23 protein-coding genes are annotated in these 24,179 nt (G+C 50.6%); 14 read left to right on the top strand and 9 right to left on the bottom strand.

Annotated elements, in window-relative coordinates; genetic code table 11:
* Positions 1-110 precede the first annotated feature (110 nt).
* Complete coding sequence (locus BUA24_RS04565) at positions 111-323, bottom strand: hypothetical protein (protein WP_072789201.1); 213 nt, start codon at positions 321-323, stop codon at positions 111-113.
* Between BUA24_RS04565 and BUA24_RS04560 the strand changes: the two genes are divergently transcribed.
* Positions 316-1,944, top strand: coding sequence for a metallophosphoesterase family protein (locus tag BUA24_RS04560; protein WP_072789198.1), 1,629 nt, complete (start codon positions 316-318; stop codon positions 1,942-1,944). The two genes, BUA24_RS04565 and BUA24_RS04560, sit on opposite strands and share 8 nt — an antisense overlap.
* Before the next feature lie 55 nt (positions 1,945-1,999).
* On the opposite strand, the gene BUA24_RS04555 is transcribed toward BUA24_RS04560, so the two are convergent.
* Positions 2,000-2,509, bottom strand: a complete 510-nt coding sequence (locus tag BUA24_RS04555) for a MarR family winged helix-turn-helix transcriptional regulator (protein WP_084660192.1) — start codon at positions 2,507-2,509, stop codon at positions 2,000-2,002.
* 321 nt (positions 2,510-2,830) lie between these two features.
* Here BUA24_RS04555 and BUA24_RS04550 point away from each other — a divergent pair, with 321 nt between their 5' ends.
* From BUA24_RS04550 to BUA24_RS04525, 6 genes are all read left to right on the top strand, one after another.
* A complete protein-coding gene (locus tag BUA24_RS04550) occupies positions 2,831-4,222 on the top strand; it encodes a pyridoxal phosphate-dependent decarboxylase family protein (protein ID WP_245790295.1) in 1,392 nt (463 codons plus the stop codon).
* Positions 4,201-4,593 carry an HIT family protein gene (locus tag BUA24_RS04545; RefSeq protein WP_072789193.1) on the top strand — a complete coding sequence of 131 codons (393 nt, stop codon included), beginning with the start codon at positions 4,201-4,203 and terminating at the stop codon, positions 4,591-4,593. The genes BUA24_RS04550 and BUA24_RS04545 overlap by 22 nt, the downstream gene beginning before the upstream one ends.
* Positions 4,594-5,340: 747 nt before the next feature.
* Positions 5,341-6,513: an ABC transporter substrate-binding protein gene (locus BUA24_RS04540; protein WP_072789191.1), complete on the top strand. Its 1,173-nt coding sequence runs from the start codon at positions 5,341-5,343 to the stop codon at positions 6,511-6,513.
* Between the two features lie 4 nt (positions 6,514-6,517).
* Positions 6,518-7,474, top strand: a complete 957-nt coding sequence (locus BUA24_RS04535) for an ABC transporter permease (protein WP_218587408.1) — start codon at positions 6,518-6,520, stop codon at positions 7,472-7,474.
* Positions 7,462-8,346, top strand: a complete 885-nt coding sequence (locus BUA24_RS04530; RefSeq protein WP_084660191.1) for an ABC transporter permease — start codon at positions 7,462-7,464, stop codon at positions 8,344-8,346. Before BUA24_RS04535 ends, BUA24_RS04530 begins: the two co-directional genes overlap by 13 nt.
* 45 nt (positions 8,347-8,391) lie before the next feature.
* Positions 8,392-9,504 carry an ABC transporter ATP-binding protein gene (locus tag BUA24_RS04525; protein ID WP_072789188.1) on the top strand — a complete coding sequence of 371 codons (1,113 nt, stop codon included), beginning with the start codon at positions 8,392-8,394 and terminating at the stop codon, positions 9,502-9,504.
* A 22-nt stretch (positions 9,505-9,526) separates the two neighbouring features.
* On the opposite strand, the gene BUA24_RS04520 is transcribed toward BUA24_RS04525, so the two are convergent.
* A complete protein-coding gene (locus tag BUA24_RS04520) occupies positions 9,527-10,630 on the bottom strand; it encodes a putative CRISPR-associated protein (protein ID WP_072789186.1) in 1,104 nt (367 codons plus the stop codon).
* A gap of 125 nt (positions 10,631-10,755) precedes the next feature.
* On the opposite strand from BUA24_RS04520, the gene BUA24_RS04515 reads away from it, so the two are divergent.
* Positions 10,756-11,793, top strand: a complete 1,038-nt coding sequence (locus BUA24_RS04515) for an NUDIX hydrolase (protein WP_072789184.1) — start codon at positions 10,756-10,758, stop codon at positions 11,791-11,793.
* Positions 11,794-11,850: 57 nt separating this feature from the next.
* Here the strand turns inward: BUA24_RS04515 and BUA24_RS04510 are convergent, their stop codons facing one another.
* The 3 genes from BUA24_RS04510 to BUA24_RS04500 form a co-directional block, all read right to left on the bottom strand.
* Positions 11,851-12,762, bottom strand: a complete 912-nt coding sequence (locus tag BUA24_RS04510; protein WP_084660190.1) for a 2-hydroxyacid dehydrogenase — start codon at positions 12,760-12,762, stop codon at positions 11,851-11,853.
* Positions 12,763-12,807: 45 nt separating this feature from the next.
* Positions 12,808-13,860 carry a transglycosylase family protein gene (locus BUA24_RS13140; protein WP_272867283.1) on the bottom strand — a complete coding sequence of 351 codons (1,053 nt, stop codon included), beginning with the start codon at positions 13,858-13,860 and terminating at the stop codon, positions 12,808-12,810.
* A 179-nt stretch (positions 13,861-14,039) separates the two neighbouring features.
* Complete coding sequence (locus tag BUA24_RS04500) at positions 14,040-15,284, bottom strand: MFS transporter (RefSeq protein WP_072789159.1); 1,245 nt, start codon at positions 15,282-15,284, stop codon at positions 14,040-14,042.
* A gap of 246 nt (positions 15,285-15,530) precedes the next feature.
* Between BUA24_RS04500 and BUA24_RS04495 the strand changes: the two genes are divergently transcribed.
* The 5 genes from BUA24_RS04495 (at position 15,531) to fdhD (ending at position 20,677) form a co-directional block, all read left to right on the top strand.
* Positions 15,531-15,746, top strand: coding sequence for a DUF6457 domain-containing protein (locus tag BUA24_RS04495; RefSeq protein ID WP_072789158.1), 216 nt, complete (start codon positions 15,531-15,533; stop codon positions 15,744-15,746).
* 23 nt (positions 15,747-15,769) lie between these two features.
* Positions 15,770-16,366 carry a molybdenum cofactor guanylyltransferase gene (gene mobA / locus BUA24_RS04490; RefSeq protein ID WP_072789155.1) on the top strand — a complete coding sequence of 199 codons (597 nt, stop codon included), beginning with the start codon at positions 15,770-15,772 and terminating at the stop codon, positions 16,364-16,366.
* An 87-nt stretch (positions 16,367-16,453) separates the two neighbouring features.
* Positions 16,454-19,414, top strand: a complete 2,961-nt coding sequence (gene fdhF / locus BUA24_RS04485) for a formate dehydrogenase subunit alpha (protein ID WP_143146387.1) — start codon at positions 16,454-16,456, stop codon at positions 19,412-19,414.
* Positions 19,414-19,836, top strand: a complete 423-nt coding sequence (locus tag BUA24_RS04480) for a helical membrane plugin domain-containing protein (RefSeq protein WP_072789151.1) — start codon at positions 19,414-19,416, stop codon at positions 19,834-19,836. Before fdhF ends, BUA24_RS04480 begins: the two co-directional genes overlap by 1 nt.
* Positions 19,829-20,677 carry a formate dehydrogenase accessory sulfurtransferase FdhD gene (gene fdhD / locus BUA24_RS04475; protein WP_084660200.1) on the top strand — a complete coding sequence of 283 codons (849 nt, stop codon included), beginning with the start codon at positions 19,829-19,831 and terminating at the stop codon, positions 20,675-20,677. The genes BUA24_RS04480 and fdhD overlap by 8 nt, the downstream gene beginning before the upstream one ends.
* 251 nt (positions 20,678-20,928) lie before the next feature.
* Here the strand turns inward: fdhD and BUA24_RS04470 are convergent, their stop codons facing one another.
* The 3 genes from BUA24_RS04470 to BUA24_RS04460 all read right to left on the bottom strand — a co-directional run bounded on the left by BUA24_RS04470 (position 20,929) and on the right by BUA24_RS04460 (position 23,074).
* Positions 20,929-21,129: a cold-shock protein gene (locus tag BUA24_RS04470; RefSeq protein ID WP_072789148.1), complete on the bottom strand. Its 201-nt coding sequence runs from the start codon at positions 21,127-21,129 to the stop codon at positions 20,929-20,931.
* A 143-nt stretch (positions 21,130-21,272) separates the two neighbouring features.
* Complete coding sequence (locus BUA24_RS04465; RefSeq protein ID WP_072789145.1) at positions 21,273-21,557, bottom strand: SHOCT domain-containing protein; 285 nt, start codon at positions 21,555-21,557, stop codon at positions 21,273-21,275.
* Positions 21,558-22,093: 536 nt separating this feature from the next.
* Complete coding sequence (locus tag BUA24_RS04460) at positions 22,094-23,074, bottom strand: aldo/keto reductase (protein WP_072789142.1); 981 nt, start codon at positions 23,072-23,074, stop codon at positions 22,094-22,096.
* A 293-nt stretch (positions 23,075-23,367) separates the two neighbouring features.
* Between BUA24_RS04460 and BUA24_RS04455 the strand changes: the two genes are divergently transcribed.
* Positions 23,368-24,147 (top strand): GntR family transcriptional regulator, encoded by a 780-nt coding sequence (locus BUA24_RS04455; protein ID WP_084660189.1) that lies wholly within the window; start codon positions 23,368-23,370, stop codon positions 24,145-24,147.
* Positions 24,148-24,179 lie beyond the last annotated feature (32 nt).

Here is a 24,179-nt window from a genome sequence, read left to right as displayed (position 1 = left end):
GTACTTTTGCTCTATGAACAATCATAGCGTGCCTCTTGCCTGAGCTTTAGCTCAAGGTTTAGTTGCCTCTATATTTATCGATCACTGTTCGCCATTGCGACGCACTTTATTTACTGGTCTTTCATCGTCTGTAAAAGTTCGGCCTTTAGAACTTCTTTAGCGGTTAGAGCCGTTGCCCCCGGCTCGGACCGTCGAGGCCTTATCAAAGGTTCGAGGCCGAGGTTATGCGCCGAGATATCGGCCGCCAGAGGAGTGCCCCCTCCTCTGGCGGTGCATAATCTATTGATGTAGAACTCTTTTAGGAGGTAGACAGCCTTGGACACCAACGGTGGCGGATCGATACACCCATTTACCAGCGCCGAATCCTTGGTGGGAGGGTCGACAATCTACGAAGGTAACAGGTCGGACTTTTTACAACTCAGTGTTGGTCCAGGGGAGTCTGAAACCACGTGGGAAGATCTTAAAACTACAGTTCAAGGAGAGGGTGACGATGTGGTATCGCTATGTCGATTTGTGCATATCACTGACTTTCAGCTTGCTGATGTAAAGTCCCCCAGCCGTTTCGAGTACGTCAACAGGTACTCAAAAGATAAGCGTTTTTCCGGTTTGATCCCCGGTTATCGGCCTCAAGAGTTTTTGATCTACGCCATGGTCTGTGAACTTGTAAAGACCATCAACTCTTTGCCTCCCTCGGAGCTCTCTGGCAGAGAGGTTGACCTGGTTCTTACTACCGGAGATCTGATCGACAATGCACAAAACAATGAAGTTGGATGGGTTGTCTCCCTACTTAGTGGGGGAACGGCCGACGTTTCGTCAGGCTCAAATCAGCCGGAGTTTGTAAGTTCAAGTTCTTTTGGGGATAGCGAGTATTGGCATCCCGACGGTGGTTTTGATGTGTACAAAGAGCACTTCGGCTTTCCTGTGGTAGAAGGTATGCTAACTGCGGCTATGAGACCTATAGTTAGCGAAGGGCTAAAGGTCCCTTGGCTCGGCTGTAACGGAAACCATGAAATTCTTTCCCAAGGCGTTGGTGAGGTAAGCTCAGCACTTCAGGAGATCACGCAGGGAGGGTCTAAGTCGATGGATATTGGTGGAGGTGAACTGCCCTTAGATCTTTACTCCTACTTTGTGGACGATCCGGCCGGATTCTTCTCAAGTGGACTGCAACGTAGCGTATCTTTCGACCCCAAGCGTCGACACATTACCACCTCAGATCTGGTCAGAATATATATGGAAGCTCCCGGAAGTCCGCCTGGTCATGGGTTTACCCAGTGGAACATCGAAGAAGATGTGGCCTACTTTTCATATGACCTAGGGGATCAGATGCGGGTGGTTACGTTGGATACTGCAGTAAGCGGTGGGGAAGCAGAGGGAGCTATAGATAGGTCGCAGTTTCTTTGGCTTGAGGAGCAGTTGAAGAGCGCATCTTCTAGGTATTTTGTAGACGGTCGGCTCACTGTCAACCCTTTTGGCCATGATCGCTACGTAGTGATCACCTCGCACCATCCGCTAAAGCGGATGGTAAACAGCTTTCGGGATCCCCAAAGGCAAGAGGTGGATAGAGGAGAGATATCGGATCTCTTGCACCGTTATCCAAACGTTATCCTTTGGTTAAGTGGTCATACTCATGTGAACGAGGTTTCTCGCTCGGTCTCACCCTATGACAGGCGATATGGGTTCTACGAAGTAACGACGGTCTCGATCATGGACTGGCCGTGCCAGTTTCGAGTGGTGGAGATTTTGGAGAGGCCAGATGCTCTGGAGGTTCACCTTGAGATGGGAAACGTCGATGTTCCCGCCTTTACCAACGAAGTCGACTCGACGACGGATCTTGCATCGTGGCATAGATGCGTAGCTTACAACGTCGCACGACTTTTGCCGAAGAACTTTGTCGGCACACGACGGGACAGAAACGTCAAACTTGTTCTCGAGAAACGACACTGACTAAGGTATCGGCAGTAGGTGGCTCCAATATCAAAGCTGAGATCTGACCCCTTGTTTAATTTTCGTCCGAGTCAAGTCCAACTACTAGACGGTCAAGTAGCCTAATTAGGCACTCTCTATCTTCGACACTCCAACCTTCAAGTGCTCTTCTGACCGTGTCCTCACGTTTTTTTATTAGCTGGTCCACAATCTCTTCGCCCTTTTTGGTTAGAGATATTATTGCAGCCCTTGCGTCATTTGAATCGGGCTCTTTCTTGACCAACCCAGCGTGTTCTAAGACCTTGATCTGTCGGGAGACCGTCGAAATATCGATCGCAAGCGAACTCGCGATCTCAGAAGACCTCATGGAGTGGCGGTGCTTTAGGAGCACTAGCTCCCAAAAGCCAGCTCCGGTCGCGTAAGTAGGCGTGGCTTCCCCGCCGACCCTGATCTTCCTTAGAGAACGAGCCAATTGGAACAGTCCCTTTTCAAGGTGCTTTACGTGACTCTCCAGATCTTCTTCGTAAACCTTTGACTCATTGCCACTTTGCATTCCATCTTGACCTTTGCGACTAGGGCGGTACATGAAATAAAACTAGTCAGCCGACTGTAGAACCCTTTGGATAAGAGTGTAACCACTAAGGAAACTGTCAGCTTACGTTTTGTGTAATCCTACACGAGACTCGATGGAATGGTTTTGGCTGTATTAGTGCGGTCTCGAGACGACAGTTCCACCATAGCCGTCATGAGAGCCGGCTAATCGGTAGCTGGGGACTCCTAGCAGATTGCGTATGGTTATGGGTGGACGATCCGACGTATACTTTGCATGACTGTTGTATCTGTAAGCCCTATATTAGATGAGTGAGAGAAGTTTATACATCTGTTGCATAGATAAAGAGGAGTCCACGTGCCGTACGACAAAATGCATCGTCTAGATCAAAGTCTCAGAGAGTTAGCGGATCAGGTCGTGAGCTATGCGATGGAGAGAATAGCGATGCAGCCACCTCCGCTTGACGGACCAAAACCCCTCGAAGAGATCCAGGCGATGTATCCGTCAAATATTACCAAAGAAGGCCTCGGTGGCAAGGAGGTGCTAAAGCGCTTTGTTGACTCATACGCTCCTGCAACTCTGTCATCAGACCACCCTAGATTCCTAGCGTTCGTGCCTGTAGCGCCGACCAAGGCATCGATCATGTTTGACCTTATAGTATCGGCCTCGTCGATATGTGGAACTTCATGGCTTGAGGCTGCGGGGGCAGTCTATCTCGAAAATGAAGCCCTAGCTTGGCTGGCCGAGATGGCAGGGATGCCCAAGGGGGCGGGAGGAACCTTCGTCTCAGGGGGTTCAGCGGGTAATCTCTCTGGTCTCCATACTGGTAGGCGTACTCAGGCTGAAAAAAGGGGCGAACGGCCAAATCGCTGGGCGATCCTATGCTCCAAAGAGGCACACTCTTCGATCGTCTCTGCAGCAAATGTGATGGACGTAGATATCTTTGTCACAGGAGGCGACGAACGAGGCCGTCTTACCAGGAATGATCTTGAGCAAAGGTGGGTGACGTTATCTGAAGAAGAGAGAACGCAGGTCTTTGCGGTAGTTGCCACTGCCGGTACTACTAACGCCGGAATCGTAGATGACCTCAGAGGAGCTGCAGATTTCGCCAAAGAGAAGGGACTCTGGTTTCATGTGGACGGTGCTTATGGAGGCGCCGGTCTTTTGTCAGACGAAAAGAGAGACCTTTACCATGGCGTAGAGGATGCGGACTCCTTTGTGGTGGACCCCCACAAGTGGTTGTTTGCTCCCTTTGACTGTGCAGCGCTTATCTATAGAGATCCAATAAAGGCCGTAAAGGCGCACACGCAGGAGGCTGCCTATCTGGATGATATAAATACCATGGAGGAGTGGAATCCAGCCTCTTTTGCATACCATCTAACTCGCAGAACGCGCGGTTTACCGTTTTGGTTCTCTCTTGCGGTCAATGGGACCGACGCATACAAGGAGGCGGTTCAGGCTTCGATCGACCTTGCAAAGTGGACGGCAAAGGAGATCGACGCAAGGGACTATCTAGAGCTAGTTATGGAGCCAGAACTCTCTGTGGTCATGTTCAAGCGTAAGAACTGGGGTCCGCTAGACTACGACTCCTGGTCAAAGGCAGCCCTTCGTGACCAGGTGGGATTTGTCCTTCCAACCACGCACAACGGTGAAAAGGTGTTGCGCTTCTGCTTTGTAAACCCCACGACGACTGAGGCGGACGTATCCGCGATCTTGGATTCGATGGCATGGAAACCCAACTGGACCTAACTGAAAAATGTGTCTTTTGTGATCTTTCGCTGTCGCAAAGCTCAACGTGGATAGATCCAGAGGTTTTGGTAGTGAAAGACAGATATCCGGTCTCCGAGGGGCATCGTTTGGTGATCCCCAAAGCGCATGTGGCAAGCCTCTTAGAGTTAACTCCAAATAGTGTGGGGAGGCTCTTCAACGTTGCCGTGGAGGTAGGGAGATCCCTTGTGGATGATGGAGCAGATGGGTTTAATCTGGGCGTGAACGAGGGTGTTGCGGCGGGACAGAGCGTAATGCACCTTCACATACACGTCATACCCCGTCGTTTTGGAGACGTGTCTGACCCCGTGGGTGGTGTTAGAGGTGTGATTCCGTCAAAACGCAGGTACTAAGGGCTAAGTCATGGTTTATCCAACGGCTTGCCAATGGATAACTCAGTGTGCGAGGTCGAAAGCTCTCGGTCTTTTAGAACCCTATATTGGATCTGCAGCCCGGTCAACTAAGAACAAAACGATAGGGCACTTGGGAGTCCTTAATTCGTGGGTCGAGCCCGGTGCTACCCCCGTGGCGACCAGATAAGTCGGCTTCGGTACAGTATGTGTTTCTAGGTGAGGTCGGCGGGTTGTCTCATAGGCAACCGGCTAACTCGCTCTCACGCCTTTCACCTTGAACACGATCGTGTATGGAAATGAGCTGTTCTTGCATCTTCGTGCCCTCTTCAACCCAGGATGCTTGGGCGTGTACTTCTGGCGTTACCTCATGTAGTTACGTCTTAATTTCCAATATGAGTGGGTTCTTATTAGTAAACCTTCTCCTATAAGGAGACACTGTATAGGAAATGAACAGGTTATCAACTACTCAATTGGTCGTGCCTCGTGATGTTTTTGGTTATTGGGGGTTAGGTCCTAAACCTGCCTATTAGACGATGTTTTGTGTTGGCAGAGGTTCATTAGCCTCAAGCTCCGACTTTATTAAGGTTTGCTGTGAAGTTTATGTGTTCATCTAAAGTTAGTAATGGTTTACCGACTAGTTACTCCTTGGTAGCTTTGCAGAAGTAAGGTACAATTCGCTTATCTGCCACGGTCGGCAGTGATAGTTTATTGTGATGGTTCGAGAAGATCCGAGTGTGGAGGTTGTAGTTGTCTAAGTCAAGTAAGTTGAGCAAGAGGGCGGTGCCCTTTGCTGTGGTTGCAGCAGGCTCCTTGGTTCTGGCGGCCTGTGGAAGTTCGTCCTCGGCTGGTAGCACCTCTTCGGGGTCCTCAGCAGTTAACTACTCAACCTGTGAGTCGCTTTCGGCTTGCGGAGGAATGAGCCAGTTGGTTGCTGCGGCGAAGAAAGAGGGCGTTCTAAACGTAACGGCGCTCCCACCAGGATGGGCGAACTACGGCGAGATCATGTCAGCGTTCAAGGCAAAGTACGGTATCAAGATCAACGATATCAACCCAGACGGATCCTCTGCGGAAGAGATTAACGCGATAAAGCAACTCAAGAACTCTTCTCGGGCCCCTGATGTGATCGACGTAGGCCCGGCGTTTGCTCAGAGCGCTGCAGCTGAAGGGCTTCTAGCTCCTTACAAGGTTGCCACGTGGAACAACATTGCTCCTAACGAAAAGGCTGCAAACGGTGATTGGTACTATGACTACGGTGGTTACATATCTATCGGTTACAATGCGACTGCGATTCATGTCCCGATAACTGGATTCAAGAGCCTGGAGAATCCCGCTTTAAAGGGTGACGTCGCTTTAGACGGTAATCCTGTAGGAGCCGCTGCTGCTTTCAATGCAGTATATGCAGCTGCCCTTGCTAACGGCGGCTCCTTCGCTAACATCAAACCGGGCCTTACCTACTTTGCAAATCTGGCAAAGATGGGTGTCTACGTTCCGGTGCAGTCTTCAGCAGCGGCAATAGAGTCGGGCCAGATCAAAGTCAATATCGACTGGGACTACCTAAACGTTGCCTACGGCAAGTTAGTGGCTCCAAAGATCGACTGGAAGGTCATCGTTCCAAACGATGCGCAAGTAGCCGGATACTATGCACAAGCAATATCCAAGTACGCTCCGGATCCTGCAGCTGCAAGGCTTTGGGAGGAGTTCCTTTACTCACCTACAGGGCAGAACCTGTGGTTGAAGGGCTTTGCAAGGCCGGTGGAGCTGCCTCAGATGATGACTGCTGGTACCGTTAACAAAACCTATCTATCAGCACTTCCTCCAGTATCTGGAACCCCGTCGTTCCCGACCTCTTCAGAGCTAAATACAGCTGAGACCGTGGTGGCGTCAGACTGGGCGAATGCAGTAGGAAGCGCTAAGGGATAGTTAGTTGGCGGTATCTCCTGCAAACAAAACCGATCGTTTCGCAGAAGGGTTCGGGGGTGTAAACGCCTCCGAACCCTTGCTCGAGCCGTCTAAGGGAGGGTTTGTGAGGGTACTTAGGTACGGCACCTGGCGAAGATTTATGGGTGTCATGCCCTTCTTGTTGTACCTCGGTGTCTTCCTTCTAATCCCAGCGTTATCGGTTGTGGTAGACGCGTTCCGGGCGGACAACGGGAGTTTTACACTTTCAAACTTCTCCGTTGGATTCTCCGGCGTCTACTTTGAGTCCTTTAAGAACTCCATTCAGTTATCCTTTTTCTCTGCTGTAATAGCGACTGTAGTTGGACTACTAGTAGCCCTAGCGATAGTGGCGTCTCCTGGAAGAACCTTGCGAGCAGTTGTGACCGCAGGCTCCGGAGTCTTTGCGAACACCGGTGGCGTCCCCTTGGCCTTCTCCTTTATCGCTACCTTGGGCAACTTTGGCCTGGTCACTGAGCTTATGACCAAGATTGGGTTTAACCCTTACAACCATGGGTTCTCCTTGTACTCTGTGCTTGGTCTAACGGTTGTTTATGAGTACTTTCTCATACCTCTTATGGTTCTTATTATGATCCCTCCGATAGACGCTTTGCGCAAAGAATGGGTAGATGCAGCGTCGTCTCTTGGGGCGTCTAGGGTGCAGTTCTGGCGCTATGTGGGTGGACCTTTATTGGCTCCTCCGCTCCTCGCTGGTTTCCTAGTTCTATTTACCGATGCATTTGCTGCCTACGCTACCGCAGCGGCTCTGACCTCCGGAACGATTCCGATCGTTCCTATTCAGATCGGATCGTTGATATCTGGAAATGTCTTAGTAGGCCACGCTCACCTAGGTAACGCTTTGGGGGCTGGCATGATTGGGGTTGTACTAGTAGCGGCGTTGATGTACGGACTAGTTCAAAGAAGGGCTTCAAGATGGCTTCGGTGATAGGTGCGCCGGCACCGAGTACAGGGGGCGGTGGAGGAAACGTCCTAAAGGTTGGTAAGGTTTTTCGATCTGTAGTTCTGGGCGTAGTAGGCCTATTCTTCTTGGTGCCGATAGTGTCTTCGGCTCGCTTCTCCTTTACCGGTACGACGAGAGGGATATCGTTCTCCGCCTACTCCAAATTACTCTCTGATCCGCAGTTTTGGTCTACCTTGTTCTTATCTGCGAAGATCGGTCTAGGAACGGTCTTGTTGACGCTCCTACTTTTGATTCCTACCACCGTTTGGGTACACTGGAAGGCTCCGAAGATACGCAGGGTCATGGAGGCACTGTCGCTTTTGCCCCTCGTGATCCCGTCGGTGGTCATCACCTTGGGCGTGATTACAAGTTTTGGTTCGCTTCCAAACATTATTATGGGCACACCGGTGATACTGGCGCTTGAGTATGTGATATTGGCACTTCCATATACCTACCGGACTTTGGACTCAGCGGTCCAGGCGCTTGACATAAAGACCCTGGTTGAGGCGGGTCAGTCGCTAGGTGCCTCGTTGCGTAAGATCTTGTGGTGGGTTCTCCTTCCGAATCTCCGTTCGGGTGTTCTTGGAGTGGTAGTGTTAGCCTTTGCCTTCTGTTTAGGAGAGTTTGCAGTTGCATCGCTCCTTAGCTTTACGACCTTTGCTGTGTATCTGGTTCAGATAGGACAGACGCAGGCATCCGAGGCGATCGCCTTTTCCCTAATAGCACTCCTTTTTACTTGGATTCCTCTCTCGGTGGTCACGGTGGTGTTTTCGAGGCGATCGGGTCGAAGAAAAAAGGGTGGGGCGCTGTTGGCTGCAGCCCAGCTGACCTCAGAGGTAGTCGATCTTGCTGAGTAGATATCTTGATTCGTTAGTTTGTTTGTGTAAGGGTGTGTTATCGTGATGGAGTCCTCAAAGACCGCTGTGAAAGCTGAAGTCGGGCAAGGCGATGGAAAAGGACAGGGCGTATCTGTCAGGCTCTCTAATGTAAAAAGGGCATACGGATCGGTTCTTGCTTTAGCTGGTCTTAGCCTTGAGGCTGAGCCAGGCGAGTTTGTAGTGATGTTAGGTCCTTCAGGATGCGGAAAGACGACGGCTTTACGTGCCTTGGCGGGACTCGAACCTATCGACTCAGGGTCTGTGTATGTAGGCGGTAAGGACGTGACGAGACTTCCGGCGTCTAAGCGATCGATAGGGATGGTGTTCCAAAGCTATTCGCTCTTTCCAAACATGACCTCACTGTCGAATGTGGAGTTTGGTCTAAAGGTGAGAGGTATCTCTGCGACCGAGCGGCGAAGAAGGGCTCATGAGATGCTAGAGATGGTAGGACTTATTGAGCAGGCCGATAGGTATCCGCATCAGATGTCTGGAGGTCAGCAGCAGCGGGTAGCCCTCGCAAGGGCGCTGGCAATTAAGCCGGAGGTACTCTTACTGGACGAGCCGCTCTCTGCCCTTGACGCAAAGGTCCGTGCCAACCTTAGAGAGCAGATCAAACAACTTCAAAGGGAGGTGGGTATTACGACTTTCTTCGTGACTCACGACCAAGAAGAGGCACTTTCTTTGGCTGATCGAATCGCAGTTATGAACAACGGTAATCTGGAGCAGTTTGGAACGCCTACTGAGGTGTACTCTGCACCCGCTACCGACTTTGTTGCAAGCTTCGTGGGGAACGTCAACGTCTTCGAGGGGACGCTTCTAGACAAAGAGACTGCAGTTGTCCCCGGGGTTGGAAACTTTCCCTACCGTCAGAGCGAAGAGACCCCAACCCCTGGCGGATCTGCGGAGATACTCGTGCGTCCGGAGGCTATGACTATAAGGGCGGATTCAGACGGGGAGTATCTAGTTACCGATGTCACCTTCTTGGGGTCCAACGTAAAGATAAAGGTGGAAAGAGGGGATACTTCTTTCATAGTTATTCAAGGATCCTCCGATCTAGATATCGTCTCTTTGGGATCCAAGGTTTCCTTGGAGGCGAAAGGCTCGGCCATCTTGGTGAGGCGAAAGGCTCACCTCTAGACAAGCGATGCATGGGGGAGTCTTAGAGATGTTTGCCAAGGGTATCTAGAACCCATTTTCCACCCTCGATGTGCATGTAGATCCGTGTTGCGTCGTCGTTTGAGGCGTATATCTCATGAGTACTTACGCCATGGCACCCCCTTATTGGCTTCATGGTGGTGCCTTTTAGTACTATTGGGTTTCCTGAGTTATCGTTATGGTAAAGGAAGCTTATGGTGTCGATCTTTTTATTGAGCTCCGCTAGCTTCGAGCTCTTTCGTGCAAACTCCTCAGCTTGTTCCTTGAATTTTGGTCCGTATACAATACCTGAGATAGGAGGGTCTAGCAGCTTTTCTTCGTATATGTCGTGGTGGTATGTTTGCCATAGTGCCTCACCCCAGTCGGACAACATGTAAACGTTGTCAGCGACCTTGAGCGCTGCAAAGGCGAGGTCCTCATGTATCGTATTGCAGATTTCACTGTTCAATAAGCGGAACTCATTTAGGTTTGCTCGAACAAACTCAGCTGGGTCAAATCTGGTTGGCAACAGGGGAAGCCAAAGAATTGAGCTATTCCCCTCGAAGAGGTTGAAACACTTTACTTTATAGGCTGCTGCAAAGGATGGTATGGTTATAAGCAGGGACTTGAATCCTCCGGTGAGGTTGATCACGACCTCACTTCGGCGGTGGTTTGCCTCCTCCTGATATTTGATCAGCATGCTTAGCAACTCTGCTGCTGCATCACGGAAATCGCGAAAGTTAGCGGTGGAGAGCTTCGAGACCTTCTTGACGACGATGTTTTCGTAACCCCGGTGTAAGAGAGCCTGTTTTACTAGCTCTGTCGCCTCACTACCCAGCCAGGTATCTGTTGATATAAGGACGTGTCTATCTGATTTGGGTGAATCGTTTTTTTCTTGATAGTAGAGATGCAGGCTGTTGATCTCAGCGGAGGCTTGGTCGTCTGTGGCTAGCTCGCTGATCGATTTTCCCATCAATGCAAGCATCTCCTCGATCTCGATACTTGCTTGTTTGTCTACCTCTTGTTTGTCCCGTTTATTAGCGTTTTCGGTGAGTGGAAGAACAAGCTTCTGTGCTTTGGCATAGTTGGTTAGTATGCTAATTCCACAGGTCGTAATTACCGTATCCATGGGAATACGATAGCAAACAACACATACATAGGTGCCCAGATGTGGCTAGAGACTGTAGTGTTGTTGAGCTACATGGGATGATGGTCTCGATGATGATATCGATCTGGTCAGGAGATAGTTGGTAGGTGGCAAGGCGCCGATCTGACCCTAGCTTAGAGACAGAGACGGTCTACTTTGCAAAGGGCAGTACTTTAGGGCAACAGTATGAAGCTGTGCTGTTGGATCAAGAGCCGTACGTAAAACCTCAAGGAGAGAGCTTAGAGCTATCTCAGGGACAGTCTTCGGAGTTGCGGGAGCTTTTAATTGATTGGCTGATACCTATCGTTCAAAGGTCACAAAACTACTCTTTGGCTTTCGATAGGGACTTTATAGACACCTACCTAAATGCTGTAGTATCGCTCCTTCAGGCTGAGGAGGTAGGTGCTAAAGACGGAAGGGTAAGTCTTTACAATGGCGAGGTATTTTCCTTAGTCAACATCGTCCGCAAAAAAAACGAACATGTTATAGACAGCGGTGTTGTGACACTATGGTTCCAAAGAACCGGTTACATCCACTACCTCCTTACTAACTGGATGTTCATGAAGAAGGACTCCGACCTTGTTCCTCGTCGAATAAGGGAGTGGCTTGTGCAAGAAGGTGCACGTTCTTTGCAAGACTCTGTCTTTGCCAACTCTTTAGCCGTTCATGTGAACTTGGCGGGCGAGGTGGCCCCAGGGAGACTCTTCTTCGCTGCAGCGAGACGCAGCCGAAGGCTACCTCTTTACCCAAGCCTACTTTCGCACAGTGCAGGGGGCGACCTAAGTGTTGAGGACTTTGCTAGTGGAGATCCACTGCGCTTTGCTATGGCGCGTGAGTTGGTAGAAGAACTCGGGGTTGAAGTAAACCCGTTAGAGATCAGACTAGGTCTACTTACAAGAAACCAGGGTCAGCGACAGCCCATAGCGGTGGGTGCATTCCTTACTGAAAAGCTGCAAGAAAAGGTCGCAAGTTTCAGCCCCTCCGAAGAGACCGAAGCTCTTCAGCTGACTAGCTTAGAAGGGCTGGATGAGGGCGATCTCCATCGAGAGCGAAGGTGGGAAAGTTGGCATCCAGATACCGCAGTCGATCTTTTTGGAACACTTTTCGCTCTGGGGTTATCTTCCAGCACTCACAACACTTCTTAGCAGCACGCAGCGGTTGTAGGTAGTTGGCTTTGTTGCGGAGAACAACTCTGATCGTGGCTAATACTCACCTGAGATTACATTTAGGAGAGGCTCGTGCGAGATGAACCTTGCAAGATTCTCCATGACGAGTTGATGGGCTCTTTTGTAAAACGCTGTGGAGTTACCACCAATATGCGGCGTGACGATGCAGTTATCCATTGTCCAAAGGGGATGATCTGGTGGAAGCGGTTCTGGATCAACGACGTCGATAGCGGCGAAGATCTTCCCAACCTTCAACGCGTTTAGAAGATCCTTCGTATCGACCACAGGACCTCGGGCGACGTTTACGAGAACACTTCCAGGTTTCATCGCCTCAAACATGGCGGCGTTATAAAATCCTTCGGTCTCTGGCGTCAGCGGTACTAAAAGAAAGACAACATCTGCATCTGGAAGAAGTTTCAAAAGATCTGTCACCTCGTGCGTTCCCTGTCTTGCCCTGCGCGTCACCCTTGTTATCTCTACCTCAAAGGGCAAGAGACGTCGCTCTAGTGCAGCACCTATGGATCCGTATCCGACTATGAGAACCTTGGAGTCCGCCAGTGAAGGGTAGGTCTTGGGCTGCCAGACTCCACGCATCTGCTTCTTATGAAATCCGTCAAGGCCACGCCGTGCATTTAGAGCCAGTGCGACGGCAAGCTCGGCGGTTGAAGCGTCGTGTACCCCCTTGGCGTTACACAGCGTTGCACTTTGTGGAATGAGAGATCGTACTCCATCGACTCCAGCTGTGAGAAGTTGAACGACCTCGATCTGCGGCATCTGGTTAGAGATCATGATTGAGCTTCGCCCCGACATGTATCCAGGAACGTAAAACCTGCAGTGGTCTTTGGTCTTAGGTAGTGTGTTTCTGCCTGTTTGTTCCCATATCTCGATCTCTAGATCTGGGAACTCTTCTTTGATCGAAGATAGAAGTGGAGGTATGACTACGGACACAGAAGGTATCCTACTTGGGATCTTTGTCTATATCGAAAGCTTCAGCTAAATCAGTCCAAGCATCGTTGCGCACGCTGGCCACTGTCCCCAGCCAGAACGTTGCTCTAAGATAGAAGCTGCTTGGTCCTGCACGCTGGGTGGGGCCTGATAGGGAAGACCGGAAAACCCCAGCGCCCACCACGTGGATGCTGAGAACTGATAGGCACCGTAGTAGCCGTTACCCGTGTTGTCCTGGTAGTTGCCGCCCGATTCGCACCCTCGCAGAGCCGCTAATGTAGCGCTGTCAAGCGGTGCAGGAATAGATCCCCAACCGCTCCCTACGCCTGCCGCTGCTATGACGCTTTTCAGACCGTTTCCACTTGGAAGCCCTTGGCTCGAGGAGCTTTGTGGAGGGGTACTGTACTGCTGTGCTAGCTGCGCCTGGAGGGCTTGTTGAACGAGACTTTGTATCTGTCCTTTGATCGAAGACAAGGTGTTTTGCTCCTTTGTGATCTCGGACTCGATGTAGGACTTGTTAGCCTCTACTGTGTTGAGAGCGTTCTGTGCCTGGCTCAGATTAGCCTGAAGAACCGTCTCAGCCGTTTGAACTTTGGACTGTGCTATCTTCACTTGCGTTAGGTAGTCCGAGATGTTGGTTGTCGCCACGTTAGCAAAGTCTGTCTTCAACATAGCGTTCTGAATTGAGGAACTAAAGATGTCTACCGTAGACTGCACACCGCTTTCGTTGACGAATTCGTTGATAGCTGCGTTGCTTAGTGCGCTCATCGCTTGACGCAACACCGCCTGGTCGCTTCCGAGCTGGGTCTTTGACTGTGACACGGCATCTTGAGCCTGAGCCAAAGTCTCTTGGGCAGCCGCCTGTTGTACCGCCAGGTTGTGAAGTTCAGAGCTCTGGGCCAAGATGGTGGCTGAGAGCTGATCTGCTTCTTGTTGTAGTGCACTTTCGCTAGGCGACGCAGAAGCAACTTTCGACGTAGCGTAGGTTACTCCAGCAAAGAACACAGCTGTCGCTAAGGCGGCGGCGGCTATCTTCCTCAGAAGTGAGAGAATGAACTGTCTCTGGAAGTCATGGAGCAGATTGTACCCAGGTGTAGTCATAGTTTGCATTCGCCCAAGACAGCTTTATCGCACACGGCCTGTTTCCTCCTTGAGAATCCTTCAGAGGCCGCCTTACCTTGGCTACGAGCTATAAACGTCCTAGACTTATTGAAGTATATATCTCCATGACGACGAATGAGGGTCGAAGAAGGCACTAATTGCCTATAAGAATGGTGCATTTAGTTATTCGCAGAGCGAATAACACCACCTTGTTCATATCGAACCCGACGTGTAGAAGGTAGAGCGACAAGGATGAGAAATAAAGTTAGCAGAGCCACGCCGCCGAAGATCAATACCTGGGACTCTCCAAATACTCCAGCTGCCGCACCACCGAACGCTTCACCTAGTGGCAGTAATGCGGTAGAGCCCATCCAGTCATAAGAGCTAACTTTGGAGATCTGCTCAAGTGGGTAGCTCCTCTGCAAGAGGGTCTCCCACACTGAGCCAAAGTACCCAAGTGTTACTCCAGAGACAGCAACGCTTAGAAGTATGTAGATTAAATCGACGTGTAGTGCGAGTAGAAAAAAACTGGGTACACCTAAAAGCATGAGAGTATCGGCTCTAAACAACGGGTGCCTGGGTGGGCGACGCATCGCTAGTAAGGAACCTATGAGAGCCCCAACGCCTTCTGCCGCAACGATATACCCCCATGAAGCGGCTCCTCCTAGGTCTCGGGCAGCGATTACGGGACCTACAACAAATAAAGGACCAAATGTGGTCAGATGAGCGACGCCGAAGATAACGATGGTCCAAAAAGCCCACGACTTCGACCGGATGGCGATGTAACCCTCCTTTATCTCCCTTAGAAAAGACACGCGCTTTTTGTCTCGTGTCACAGCTTCGTCGATGTCTTTTCTCGATTGAGACACCCTTGCAAGAAAGAACGATGACGTGATGTAAGCAGCACAGGCCATGAGGGCGCCTTCAGCCGGTCCCATCGTTGCGACTATCAGTCCCGCCAGAGCGGGTCCAACCAGATTTCCAAGTGATGTGGATGCTCCTACAAGACTGTTCGCTCGATGCAGTTGTTCTGCTGGAGTTACCTCTGGAACCATACCTGCGATCGTTGGTACAAAGAACGCTCGCGCAGACCCCCACAGGACAGAGAGCAGTGTAAGTATGAGAACAGAGTCCATATGAAGCGCTATTACAAGAGTTATTGACAGGGAGATCAGGGACCGAATACCGTCTGACATGAGAGCGATGAGTCGCCTCCTGTGACGATCTGCCACTACTCCTCCCACTAACAAAAGAAGAACAAATGGGAGATCGGACGCAGCGACTACGACCCCGACGTCAAGAGCGCTCCCGTGACGGTCGAGCACCGCAAAGGTCAAAGCGATCGGTAACGCAGTTGAGCCGACCATTGAAGATACGCGTGATAACAGCAGCGCCTTAGTGTCTTTGTTTAGAGATTTAAACATGGAGGTTCTTTCGAACTTGACTTTGTGTGAATAAATTCTCTTCGATAAAGGAAGGCTCGAGGGAAGAGTTGACCTCGGAGAGACTTAGTTGATAAAGCTAAATGGTAAGCGTCTTCATGGTAAAGATCATCTTATTGGCTGAGGTTAGGGCGTAAAGCTGGACGATCATAGAAAGTTCGAATTAGACCTAAGTTTTGCCTAAGCGCACGGCGGTAGGCCACTACCCTTGCAGGTACTATCAAGGTGGTGGATTCCAATGAGTTTCTGAAGTCGGTTGCCAACGCATTTCATGTTAGGGTGCCTTCGGATGAAGAGATCGAGGACGTATTGCGTATCGCCTCCGTGGCTGCTCACTCAAGCGAGCGAAAGATGGCTCCGATCGTCTGTTGGCTCTCTGCATTAGCAGGTCTTTCTCCCGAGGAAGCGCTGGAGATCGTGGCTTCTGTAGCTAGTCAAACATAACTGAGAGTTCTTCGGAGGATGGCTTGGAGAGGCGCATCGGAGGACTTCTACTTAGTGGAGGTCGTAGCGCACGGATGGGTGCAGCTAAGGCGAACCTAGCAACTCCAGGAGGTCTGACTATGGCGTTGGTGGCGGCTCGAGCCCTGACGCAGATCTCGTTAGTAACTGCAGAGGTAGGGGGTTGCTATACTAACCTACCCCATCTTGAAGACCAAGAGAGCTTTGGTGGTCCGCTCAGGGCGACCGTAGAAGGTATCAGATGGATTGCAGAGAGATACGAGTTGGATGGAGTCTTTGTGCTCGCCTGCGATCTTCCACTGATTGATTGTTCGACCTTGATAACGATCCTTGAACTCGGCGACGGCAAGAGCGTTGTTCCTGTCGTGGACGGCCGTAAGCAATACAGCTGTACTTTCATCTCCAAGGTGGGGATCGAAGCAGCGTTGAACTTTGACCTTGAGAGAGGTAAGAGGTGGTCTTTGCTGTACGATAGCCTTCCTGATCTGTGCCTTTTGGAGGCGTCGGGGGAGAGTGGACTAGATGCGAAAAAGCTCACCGACGTCGATACTACTTTGGAGTACCTACAGCTACTTGAGGCTTGGGGGAGGGATAGTAGTTGAAGTTAGCCTGAGATAACGGCTAGATTGACCTCTATAGCTATAAGTGCGTGAAGTAGTGTACATATTGGATCTGGGTTGGGAGTGTACGTGGCAAAAGATATTACCGTAACCGTTGACGGAGTAGAGTTTACCGCCAATGAGGGGGAGAACTTAGTAAGCTTCCTACGACGAATTGACGTCTACCTACCTAGTATCTGCTTCAACGATATCCTTGGACCTATAAAAACTTGCGACACCTGTTTCGTCGTCATCGACGATCAGTTGCAAAGAGCTTGTGATTATCGGCTTTGTGGGTCGGAGAGAATAAAGGTAAATGACAGTCACGCCGCTGAGGCTCGAGAGGAGGGGATGCAGCGGATACTTGAGAATCACGACCTTTACTGCACGGTCTGTGAGAACAACAACGGTAACTGCATCGTGCACAACACCTTTTCAGCTATGGAGATATCGGAGCTAGAGTATCCTCACAGAACAAAGGGCTTTGAGGTAGATTCCAGCCATCCGTTTTACAGATACGATCCCGATCAGTGTATTCTCTGTGGCCGATGTGTGGAAGCATGTCAAAACCTCCAAGTAAACGAGACGCTCAGCATCGATTGGAGCCAGTCGCAGCCACGGGTGCTTTGGGACGGTGGAGTCCCCGCTGGCTCATCGAGCTGTGTGGGGTGCGGACACTGTGTAACCGTCTGTCCGTGCAACGCCTTGATGGAGAAGTCCATGCTTGGGGAGGCTGGCCTACTTACTTCTATCTCGGCCGAGGTTAAAAAACCTCTCATCTCTTTGACCAAGGCCCTCGAACCCGCCGTTGGGATCAGTGCGATACTTTCTTTGTCGGAGGCCGAGGCGCGTCTAAGAGAGCATCAGATTCGTCGCACGAAGACGGTCTGCACCTACTGCGGCGTTGGATGTTCCTTCGAGATGTGGACCAAAGGAAGAAAAATCCTAAAGGTGGAACCTACCCCCGAGGGTCCAGCAAATCAGATATCAACCTGTGTCAAAGGTAAGTTTGGCTGGGACTATGTGAACTCCGAGGAACGTCTTACCCAACCTCTTATTCGGCGCGGAGACCACTTTGTCGAAGCGTCCTGGGAGGAAGCTTTAGGTTTTGTAGCAAAGAAGATAGCTGAGATAAAAGACCATAGTGGTCCGGACGCACTGGGCTTTATCTCTTCGTCGAAGTGCACCAACGAGGAGAGCTACCTCATGCAGAAACTGGCGCGCCAGGTGGTTGGAACCAACAACGTGGACAACTGTTCCCGTTACTGCCAGTCGCCGGCCACTATGGGTCTGTTTCGCACGGTTGGGGTAGGCGGCGACTCGGGTTCGATCTCAGATATAGCATCTGCCGATATGGTGCTGATCATCGGCTCGAACACTGCGGAGAGCCATCCGGTTATCGCTACCCGTGTAAAGCGAGCCCATAAGCTCTTTGGACAGAAGCTTGCAGTTGTAGACCTGCGTAGACACGAGATGGCTGAAAGGGCAGATCTATTCATCTCGCCCAAGCCGGGCACCGACCTGGTCTTACTGTCGGCTGTAACGAAGTATCTGATCGACAACGACCTTTACGCAAAGAGCTTTGTCGAGGAGAACACCTTAGGGTTCGATCAGTACGTAAAATCACTAGAACCCTTTTCCCTCGACTACGCCTCCGAAGTCTGTGGCCTAGACATAAGCAGCATCATATCCCTTGCCGAGATGATCTCTTCTTCAAGCTCCCTAGCTGTTTTATGGGCTATGGGTGTTACACAGCATCAAAGGGGGTCAGACACCTCTACGGCAATCTCAAACTTGTTGCTAGTTACAGGGAACTATGCAAAGAAAGGGTGTGGTGCATATCCCCTTAGGGGCCACAATAACGTCCAAGGCGCGTCAGACTTCGGCTCGATGCCTAACAACCTTCCGGGCTATCAGTCAGTAGACGACCAGGAGGTTAGGGAGAGGTTCGAAGCAGCGTGGGGCGTTGAGCTGCCCAAGACTAAGGGGTTGGACAACCACGAGATGGTTGATGCGATCTACGAAGGAAAGCTAAGGGGTCTTTACCTTATCGGCGAGGACATGGGACTAGTCGACTCTAACGCTTCGTTCGTACATGGAGCCTTTGAGAAGCTCGATCTATTTGTGGTTCAAGACATCTTTTTCTCCGATACTGCTGCATATGCTGATGTGATCCTTCCAGCCTCACCTTCTTTGGAAAAAGAAGGAACCTTTACCAACACCGAGAGACGAATTCAAAAGATCAACCAGGTACTTTCTCCTCTGGGCCAGAGCCGTCCGGATTGGCAGATCATATGTGATCTCGCAAGTGCCTTAGGTGCTAAGTGGAACTACGAAACTCCCGCTGAGATCATGGACGAAGCTGCGATGCTTACTCCTATCTTTGCGGGAGTCTCCTACGACCATCTTGAGGGGTTTTCGTCACTACAGTGGCCTGTGGCCAAAGACGGAACCGATACTCCGGTTCTGTTTCTGGATGGTTTTGGATTCGAAGACAAAAAGGCCAGGCTTTGGCCTCTTGTCTATGAAGGTGTTAGCGAAGAGCCAGACGACGAGTACGATCTGCACCTAAACAACGGGCGACTTCTTGAGCATTTTCATGAAGGCAACATGACCTATAAGACGCAGGGTATTAAAGAACGAACTCCCTCTACCTTCGTTGAGGTCTCGACTGAACTGGCAAAGGAGAGGGGAGTCAAAGACGGTTCTTTAGTGAGGCTTGTCTCCAGGAGAGGAGCCGTGAAAGTAAGGGCTGTCGTCACCGACAGAGTGCAGGGAAAACAACTCTATATGCCCATGAACTCCTCCTCGAACGAACAAGCTATCAACGTCCTTACCTCTTCCCATACTGACGTTGCTACCCATACACCCGCATACAAGGAGCTTGCGGTGAAGATGGAGGTGCTCGAGAAGGAGGGAAGATCCCCGCTACCACGAAATAACTTTAGATACGGTAAGCGGACTCCCTACCCTGGCGTGATGGTGGAGAAAAAGTGGCTACGAAGTGACTACGTTGCTCCACCTGTTAGACGTAAGAAAGAGGTTAGATAGTGGGAAAGGCACTTCAGTACCGGTCTCCTAGAACCCATATAGAGCCAGACGCTCACATGAAGCTAGAGCTGATCCTGCAGCGGTTGTCGGAGTCTGGCGCTTTGGACAAAATACTTTTGTTGCTCGAGCGGTCTTCAGTGGCTTCGGCCTATCTGTTAGAGAGAGCCGATACCGACTCTGGACGGGAGCGGGTAACCAACGTCGCGCAGCTACTTGGTGCTTTAGGTAGCATTGATGCAGTAAGGCTTAAGAAGGTGACTTCGATGTTGCTTGGCTCTGTAGGAGAGAGAAGGACACAAGTGGTTCCTCCTCTACGAGTGACATTGAAGAGGCTTTTGTCTCCGGAGGTAAAAAGAGGAGTAGCTTTATTAGTAGATCTCTTAGCTGTTCTGGGTGATGCTAGTCAGAGTCCAGATGTTTGAGCGCCGCTCAGGACCGAAGTCGAAACGTCTCGTTCGAGTTTACAACGGCTCGTTTTCGCAGCGCTACGATGACGTCGTAGGTGAAGAACCGCTTGAGATCTTCATAGCCTACAAAGACCTCTCCAGTCGTTTTACAGTTACTATGCGGACACCGGGGAACGACTTTGAACTTGTAGCAGGATTACTCTTTTCCGAAGGTTATGTCTCCGAGAGGCGCGACATTGTTGATCTGCGCTACAGCTGTCAGGGGAGCAATGGACAGGACTACAACGTGTTGATAGCCCAGGTCCGAACTCTTCGTAGAGAGATCGTGGGGCCTCTTAGAACCATGGTATCTTCTAGCGCTTGCGGAGTGTGTGGAACCTATTCGGTGACGGACTTAGTGAAACGGTGCACAAAGATCGTAAGAACCGATATCGTAGAGGCTACGCAGATCTTTGAGATGTTGGAGTTGATGCGTAGTCAACAGCGTTTCTTCGATGCAACCGGTGCTGTTCATGCTGCTGCGATATTCGATGTAGAAGGCAGGGTACTTATCGTAAGAGAAGATGTCGGCAGACACAACGCCGTCGATAAGGCGATAGGGCATCTGCTTCTAAACGATCTCCTCAGAAAGGCATCTGTGATGGTCGTCTCCGGAAGAGCAGGATTTGAGATAGTTCAAAAGGCGGTAGCAGCGGAGATACCAACCGTCGTCTGCGTGTCGGCTCCTACCACGCTTGCAATCGATATGGCCTCGGAGATGGGAGTAACCTTACTGGGATTTGCCAGGGGAGGGTCTTTCAACATCTACAGCCACCCCCGCCGTATTAGTGCTAATCCATCTGTAGCTAAGCCATGACAGATCCTATGGCGACGTCTTTGAACTTCAAAGTGGATTAGGAGGGCGACTTTGAGTCCCTGGAGTCATGGCGCCTCTACGGTAAGTTGGGAGACGCCTTGTCTCAAAAACAAGCAAATCCAGTTTGCATATGCATCTCTGCGCCATGCGAACTGGATCTGATTCCAACTCGACCCCCAGGATCCTTTCCGTGACTTGTAGCCAGGATTAAGATACCTGTAGGGATCTGATTATCACTTACAAATTAGGTATCAGATTACTCTGACGTTCTTCGCTTCATCGCCCTTGTTGCCAGGTGCGATATCAAACTCCACCTCTTGACCTACCTCAAGAGTCTTGTAACCGGTGCCAACTATGTTGGTGTGGTGTACAAACACGTCGGACTCACCGTCTCTGCTAATGAATCCGTATCCTTTGTCGGAGTTGAAGAACTTAACTGCTCCCTTTGCCACTTTTTATATCTCTTCTCTTTCAATTTGTAGCTCTACTTGTTGAGCTACGACTTATACACTACAGTATCCGCTAAAAAACTCGGCAGAGCGAAGAGGGTAGTGGAGATAACTTCGCAAACCTCCAGATATAGGCGGGACAACAGTTAGATGGGGTGGTGAGTCTGCTGTAGTAGCGTAGACATTTTTTCCTCGAACTCCTCCTTGGAGATTAGGCCCTCGGCGAATCGTCGCTTCAAAATATCCTCGGGGTGCTCATATCCAGTGAGCTCGGAGGTCGTTGTTCCAACACGGTTTTGCGCAAAGTGCCGATAAAGCAGTATCCCAAAGAGTACTGCGGCGCTTATAACTAATAAATTCAGCACCATGGGTATTAGTAGATAGATGCCGCTATGAAACCCTTGGAACTCTCCAAAGTGACGAAATGGCATTTAGCTTTCTCCTGTCTTTGTATTAAATCTTTGAGAAAATAACTAGCGGACGACTCTGAGAAATACCGTTGAGAACGCTTAGAGTATCGCGCTATAGCACGATATATCGGGAGAGAAGGCGTCTAACGTCGAAGTCAGTTGAAGAGCAGAGTGTATGGTCTGCGTTTTTGTTAGGTCGCTGTAATCTCGGTCTCAGGTAGTCGATGTAGACATGCTCCCTATAGTTTCAAAGACATAACCTCGGCTGGTCTAGATGGTCATCTAAAACCTTACAAAAACATGTCTTAGTAGGTCGTCTCTAAGACAAAAGACGATCACAAGTACGTACTTTGGGACTACGGCCTCTACGGATATCCCTGAGATCTTCTAGAGGCTTTAGGTCTGCGATAAGGACCTGCGGCGTATCTCGATCTACATAGAGAGTTAGTCGGAGATCGATAAGCCCGTAGGAGGTATGTGAGAAGTACAGAAACAGATCTGCCGCGAGACATGGTACTGCTTTAGAAAGAGCTGATGAAAAGCCTCCCCTCTTGTCCTTATCGGTTTACCGTAGACATGTCGGGGTATCGATCCCCAGCGATGGCTCCTTTATGAAAGATTGAGTCGATCTCCTGAAGATCCTTCTCGCCAAGTCGCACGTTGGCTGCCTCTACGTTCTCTGCAAGTCTGTCTATTGAACGGGTTCCAGGAATGGTAACGAGGTTTTGTGCACGACCAAGGACCCAAGCGATTGCTATCTGGGCAGGGGTGACCCCTTTCTCGGTTGCGAGTCTCTCGATATGCTTTACTAGTTCAAGGTTCCTTTGAAAGTTGTCACCTTGAAATCTTGGATGCCGTCGCCTAGCGTCGTTCTCAGCAAGATCATTGGGTGATTTTATGTTTCCGGTCAAGAATCCCCGACCGAGAGGGGAGTACGCAACAAATCCAATGCCGAGCTCTTCTGTCAGCGATAAAACCTCGTCTTCAGGATCTCTTGACCACAAAGAGTACTCGCTTTGAAGTGCTGAGATCGGATGTACCTTGTGGGCTCGTCGAATCGTGGAGGCAGATGCCTCGGACAGGCCTAGATATCTAACCTTCCCTTCATGGACGAGCTCCGCCATGGCTCCCACGGTCTCTTCGATCGGAACCGTCGTGTCGACTCTGTGCTGATAATAAAGGTCGATCGTCTCGATCCCAAGCCTCTTTAGCGATGCTTCGCAGGCCTCTTTGACGTACTTGGGGTCTCCTCGAACGCCGAGGAACTCCCCGCTTGGCTTCCTTACGTTTCCGAACTTGGTGGCAACTATGACATCTTCTCGGTGTCCGGCGATCGCCTTGCCTAAAAGCACCTCGTTGTGGAAAGGTCCATACATATCTGCGGTGTCAAAGTGGTTGACCCCCATCTCGATCGCCTTATGCACGACCTCGATGTTGGTCTTTTCGTCAGATGGTCCATAGGCGTCGCTCATTCCCATGCAGCCGAGTCCGACTGTGGTCACGCTAAGTCCCTGTGTCCCAATGCTTCTCTTCTCCAATGGCCTGCCCTCTTCAGATAGTTGTATGTTGAAACTATGTTACCCACTTTAAAGTTACCTTTTGCTAAGACGACTCTCCTAGAGTTCCTCGGAGAGGAGAGGGTGAAATCGTCTAAGTCTCAAAGCACGCATCTGGCTTCTAATCGCTAGAAGCCGTGGTAATGCTTCTTGTGAGCGTCATTTGGTTTTCCAAGCAGATGGAGACACGACCTTGCGGAGGGTGTAACATTGAAGTCGGTCAGTCTCGTTCCTTGTTGGTGTTTGTACGGCTTTAAACTATCCATGGTAGTTTGGTGGTCTTTGAGGCGATGGTGGAGGGTTGGGTTATGGCGACTGCCGTGGAGGGATCTCCCGATAACGTTCAAGCTGACGCAGGAACTCTTCCTACAGTGATGGGTAAGGTTAGACGTCCAGATCCACTGCGGATAGAGGTAGCGCGGACCCTGAAGTCCTTCATCATCGGCGGAAACCTACCCTTTGGGACCCATCCTGTAGAGACTGAGCTAGCTCAATCCCTAGGTGTTAGCCGTCTCCCAGTAAGAGAGGCTCTGCAGCTTTTAGCACAGGACGGCTGGGTTGATCTAAGGAAAGGGTTTGGAGCCTTTGTTCATACTCCAAGCGCTAAAGAGGTGGATGAAGTCTTTTCCGTGAGGACGGTGCTAGAGGCGGAGGCTGCCCGTCAGGCTGCTGTAGTGATTGCAGAGGGACGTGCAGACAAACAGGAGATTGTCAGGCTGAAAGACGTCTTCGAGGAGGGTGTAAAAGAGATGGAGGTCGGGCATAAAGCAGCGATAGGAGACAAAAACTCTGAGTTGCACTTTGCGATCGTCGATCTCACGGGAAACAGTGTTCTTGGATCTATGGTCTCCTTAATAGAAGAGAGGGTGAGATGGTACTTTGGCGCTATTGCTCTCAGACGCGCACCTGCTTCCTGGGAGGAGCACGCACAGGTTATTGATGCGATCTTGGCAGGAGACTCTTCTCGGGCGCACGATCTGATGGCGCAACACTGCGAGCGTAGCCGCATTGGACTCTTGGATATGTCTATGTCCGGCTTTGCAAAGGACGATTAGTGGATCACCTCGTAAGCGAGCTAAGTGATCCT

The sequence above is a fragment of the Ferrithrix thermotolerans DSM 19514 genome (genome assembly GCF_900128965.1).
Taxonomy (GTDB): domain Bacteria; phylum Actinomycetota; class Acidimicrobiia; order Acidimicrobiales; family Acidimicrobiaceae; genus Ferrithrix; species Ferrithrix thermotolerans.
Note: the sequence above shows the minus strand (reverse complement) of the source record. Positions and strands in the feature narration are given on the sequence as shown.

Bases quoted from the DNA above. Each gene is read 5' to 3' on its own strand.
- BUA24_RS13140 (WP_272867283.1), bottom strand. From the start codon at position 13,860: ATGACTACACCTGGGTACAATCTGCTCCATGACTTCCAGAGACAGTTC.
- fdhD (WP_084660200.1), top strand. From the start codon at position 19,829: ATGTTTGAGCGCCGCTCAGGACCGAAGTCGAAACGTCTCGTTCGAGTT.
- BUA24_RS04500 (WP_072789159.1), bottom strand. From the start codon at position 15,284: ATGTTTAAATCTCTAAACAAAGACACTAAGGCGCTGCTGTTATCACGC.
- BUA24_RS04465 (WP_072789145.1), bottom strand. From the start codon at position 21,557: ATGCCATTTCGTCACTTTGGAGAGTTCCAAGGGTTTCATAGCGGCATC.
- BUA24_RS04520 (WP_072789186.1), bottom strand. From the start codon at position 10,630: ATGGATACGGTAATTACGACCTGTGGAATTAGCATACTAACCAACTAT.
- BUA24_RS04530 (WP_084660191.1), top strand. From the start codon at position 7,462: ATGGCTTCGGTGATAGGTGCGCCGGCACCGAGTACAGGGGGCGGTGGA.
- BUA24_RS04525 (WP_072789188.1), top strand. From the start codon at position 8,392: ATGGAGTCCTCAAAGACCGCTGTGAAAGCTGAAGTCGGGCAAGGCGAT.
- BUA24_RS04555 (WP_084660192.1), bottom strand. From the start codon at position 2,509: ATGTACCGCCCTAGTCGCAAAGGTCAAGATGGAATGCAAAGTGGCAAT.
- BUA24_RS04545 (WP_072789193.1), top strand. From the start codon at position 4,201: ATGGAAACCCAACTGGACCTAACTGAAAAATGTGTCTTTTGTGATCTT.